This window comes from Aeromonas sp. Prich7-2 (assembly GCF_017939255.1).
Lineage (GTDB): Bacteria > Pseudomonadota > Gammaproteobacteria > Enterobacterales > Aeromonadaceae > Aeromonas > Aeromonas caviae.
The window spans coordinates 1-3,717 of the sequence record NZ_JAGKRI010000225.1; the positions used below are offsets into that span (position 1 = coordinate 1).

Here is a 3,717-nt window from a genome sequence, read left to right on the forward strand (position 1 = left end):
TGGACAAACAGGCAGAGCAGTTCAAGTTACCCGCCCGCCGAGAACGAAGTTACCCAAGGTGCATCAAAGCCAAACCACAGAAGTATGCGACGAGAAAACCTAGTAAAAACAATGCCAGTCAGGCTTAACTGACTGGCATTAGGCCAACAGGCCCTCTTTTTATTGCGCGAATCGGTGAGATAACCCCCTTATTCCAGCACCAGTCGCCCGTTGAGAGGCTGGACGGGGCGGTTGTTGGGGTGGTGCATCACCGCCTTGAAGGCATCGATCTGGGCCTGGCTGGCCTGGACCGGCTCCTTCATCACCAGCCAGCGCACTCCTTCCGAGCAGGGTGGGGTGGTCAGGGACCCGCTGAAGCGGTAGTAGTCGTGCTGGGCGGGCAGCAGTTGCTCTGCCGAGATGGGTTCCTTGAAGGCATGGATCTCCCCCGCCTTGGCTGGCAGCACCTGCCAGGCCTGGCTCAGGGCCCCATTGGCCTGGCCCGGCTCGAACATCACGGCGACCACCGCCAGCTCCCCCTTGTCATTGGCATGGACCAGGTGACCCTCCAGGGGGTAGGACTTGCCCTCGATGAGGTTTTCGCTGGGGGCGTGGAAGTGGAACTGCTTGAGTTCGAAGTGCATGCCGTCGAGCTCAAGGGTGCTGCCGGGGGCATAGTTGACCTGCACCGTGTGGCCGTTGTTGACCAGCGTCTTGCCACCCGCCTGATAGTGGAACTGCAGGGGGGCCAGATCGGCCTTCACCAGACCCGAGAGGTTGACCGGCGACTGGTTGCTGCCGGCACACTGGCCATATTCCGGGGTCAGGCTGGCCCATTTCGCCGGGCCGGCCTCGCCGCTGTATTCCCAGTGTGTGGTGGCGGCAAAGGCGGCAGGGCAGAGCAGCAGGGCGCCAGCCAGCAGGGACTTTTTCATCATGCATCCTTATCCTGATTGAAAAGCACGACCATTCCTGGCCTTCCGGCAGGAAGGCCAGGAATGGCATCGTTGGAAACGCAGGGTACGCGGTGCCAGACCGGATTAATTGTTATGAAAAGTCTGTCGTCATCGTTATTTGAAGCGTGGCATGAGGCTACGTCATGATGTATTCCGGCAACGGGGCACGCTTATTCATGAAGGAGAAATCCTGCGGGCATTTTCGCAATGAACGGCCCCCTTTCATGGCGCCCCAAATAGATGACGGGCTGATTCTAGAGGGCTTTTCATGGCTCCGTTTGATCTCGAGCAAACAAGCGCGGACTAATTATCGGGCTTGAGGATCCCTTATTTCGTTGGGATTTTTTCGATATTCCCTGACCCGGCCAGGGGCGTGCGTGGCGGGAGCCGGGCGCTGCGCTGACAGAGTGCCTCGGTGTTGACCCCTTATCTCTCTGATAGTGCTGGAGAAATTCCCCCCTCAGCACAGTGACGGCGGGATGACAATCCCCCGGTTGGCGGCGCCTTGTTTGCGGTTTTGCCGTCCTCTTCACATTTCCGGATTGCTCGCTATTTGTGCGATTGCCTTACTCATCCGACCTGGTGTCAAATCACTCCGCCTAACACAAGGAGTGGCATAATAATGAATAATATCAATAAATTAGTTCTGGCTATCGGATTCGCTCTCACCACCTTCCCGAGCCTGGCGGCGGGATTCCAGTGCGGGGAGCACGTCACCCTGGGGGTACCCGGTCAATCCAGTCAGCTGTTGTGCCGGGAGGGCTATGCCGCCGGGTACAACTACGACACCAAGGTCTCTGACTGGGTCTCTTACCGGATGACGGCCGCCAGCGCCCAGGGCCAGGTGCCGCGCAAGGATGCCTTCGCCGAGGACAAGGAGGTGCCGGTGCAGTTTCGCGCCACCCTGTCGGACTACAAGGGCTCGGGCTATGACCGCGGCCACCAGGCGCCGGCGGCGGACATGCGCTCCACCGCCAACACCATGAAGCAGAGCTTCCTGCTGACCAACATGACCCCGCAACTGCCGGCGCTCAACCAGGGGGCCTGGCGCATCCTGGAGGAGAAGACCCGGCAGTGGGCCATCACCTACAAGAGCGTGCAGGTGATCACCGGCCCCATCTTCACCCACTCCGATGGCGCCATCGGCAACGGCGTGACCGTGCCCCACGCCTACTACCGGGTGGTGATGGATCTGGCGGGCAAGCGGGCCATCGCCTTCATCCTGCCGCAAGAGAACGTCTCGGCCAGTCGGCTGGCGGACTATGTGGTGACGGTGGATGAGGTGGAGGAGCAGACCGGACTCGACTTCTTCACCGAGCTGCCGGATGAGCAGGAAGAGGCCATGGAGTCGCGGCTGTCGGCCATGTGGGGCGGTTAGCGCGTCCGGCAGGGGTAACGGGGGCCCAGGCCCCCGTTACCCACACGGGCCTCCTGCCATTGTCATGGCCCCTGGTACAGGGCCAGTACAGCTTGGGTCTGGCATCGGGCCCTTATCATGACTCCTTTTTCAGGAGGCATCATGTCAGCGCTGTTTTCCCTTTACTCCTTGTCCACTCTTGCCCGCCCGTTGCGCATCTGCGTACCCATGGCGCTGCTGGGGGCTGCTGTTCCCCCCGCCATGGCCGACGAGGATATCCGCTTGGGGCAGACCATTCTGCTCGGGGTCGGCGATCATCCCGCCATCATTCCCATGCTCGCCTGCCGACCGACCAAATCCATCATGGTCAAGGCAGGGCGGGAGTTGACCCTGGAGCGGGTCAAGGTGTTCTACGGCAACGATCGCAGCAAGACCCTTTATTTCGACAAGGTGTTGAGAGAGGATCAGGAGTCGGGGTGGCAATCCCTCGGCAGCCGACTCTGCATCAAGCGCATCGAGGTGTACGGCAATTCGGAAGGGAGCAGGGCGGGGGTCAAGGTGTACGGGCGCAAATGAGCAAAGGGCGGGGGAAATCCCCGCCCAGTGCTTATTTCTTCGGGCGGAACGGTTTGATGATGGCCTCGTCGCACTCGAGATAGGGCCCTTCCATCAGGTCGATGCAGTAGGGAATGGCGGGGAAGACCGCATCCAGGCACTCGCGGATCGATTTGGGCTTGCCCGGCAGGTTGACGATGAGCGAGCTGCCGCGCAGGCCGGCGGTCTGGCGCGACAGGATGGCGGTCGGCACGAACTTGAGGGACTCGGCCCGCATCAGCTCGCCAAAGCCCGGCATCATGCGATCGCACACCGCCTCGGTGGCCTCCGGGGTCACATCCCGCCTGGCCGGCCCGGTGCCCCCCGTGGTAACGACAAGGCAGCACTGCTCATCGTCCACCAGCCGAACCAGGGTCGCCTCAATCTGATCCTGCTCGTCGGGGATCACCTGATAGACGGGCTCCCATTCCGAGGTCAGGTAGGCGTTCAGGGTGTCGATGATGGCCTTGCCGGAGAGATCTTCGTAGATGCCTGCACTGGCGCGATCGCTGACGGTGACGATACCGATTCTTGCCTTGCTCATGGTCTGCCCTTGGTTGCCGCAATAAAGTGGTAAATAAAATAACATAATCAGTGAGATATGTTAAACCGCCGGATGAGGCAAGGGGAGGGCATTGAGCCTGGGAGAGAGTCGAATGAAAAACAATTTTGAGGAAAGTCCCTTAATAAGGCATCATGTACAGGATCTTTAGCGCCAACCAATTGAAATAGATATAAAAAAGGCTTCGTTTGTGATCTAATTTTATCGCCAAACAAAATCAACACGCGCGAAGCCTATGACCATTATTAATGCTAATCACTATCTGGAGC

Annotated in this window: 4 protein-coding genes; 2 read left to right on the top strand and 2 right to left on the bottom strand. The window is 59.6% G+C overall.

The features are described from left to right. Nucleotides 1–188: 188 nt before the first annotated feature. Nucleotides 189–914 carry a carbonic anhydrase gene (locus J9892_RS21295; RefSeq protein ID WP_109113145.1) on the bottom strand — a complete coding sequence of 242 codons (726 nt, stop codon included), beginning with the start codon at nucleotides 912–914 and terminating at the stop codon, nucleotides 189–191. A 643-nt stretch (nucleotides 915–1,557) separates the two neighbouring features. On the opposite strand from J9892_RS21295, the gene J9892_RS21300 reads away from it, so the two are divergent. Both J9892_RS21300 and J9892_RS21305 read left to right on the top strand, forming a co-directional pair. Continuing rightward, nucleotides 1,558–2,313, top strand: coding sequence for a DNA/RNA non-specific endonuclease (locus tag J9892_RS21300; RefSeq protein WP_111896736.1), 756 nt, complete (start codon nucleotides 1,558–1,560; stop codon nucleotides 2,311–2,313). 207 nt (nucleotides 2,314–2,520) lie between these two features. Beyond that, nucleotides 2,521–2,868, top strand: coding sequence for a DUF2541 family protein (locus J9892_RS21305; protein WP_029314779.1), 348 nt, complete (start codon nucleotides 2,521–2,523; stop codon nucleotides 2,866–2,868). A gap of 31 nt (nucleotides 2,869–2,899) precedes the next feature. Here J9892_RS21305 and mog read toward each other — a convergent pair whose 3' ends face one another. After that, entirely contained in the window at nucleotides 2,900–3,430 is a 531-nt protein-coding gene (gene mog / locus J9892_RS21310; RefSeq protein WP_041212474.1) for a molybdopterin adenylyltransferase, read from the bottom strand. Between the last annotated feature and the right edge of the window lie 287 nt (nucleotides 3,431–3,717).

What these genes read in the sequence shown, in the direction of transcription:
- J9892_RS21295 (WP_109113145.1), bottom strand. Translation starts at nt 914, where the DNA reads ATGAAAAAGTCCCTGCTGGCTGGCGCCCTGCTGCTCTGCCCTGCCGCC.
- J9892_RS21300 (WP_111896736.1), top strand. Translation starts at nt 1,558, where the DNA reads ATGAATAATATCAATAAATTAGTTCTGGCTATCGGATTCGCTCTCACC.
- J9892_RS21305 (WP_029314779.1), top strand. Translation starts at nt 2,521, where the DNA reads ATGGCGCTGCTGGGGGCTGCTGTTCCCCCCGCCATGGCCGACGAGGAT.
- mog (WP_041212474.1), bottom strand. Translation starts at nt 3,430, where the DNA reads ATGAGCAAGGCAAGAATCGGTATCGTCACCGTCAGCGATCGCGCCAGT.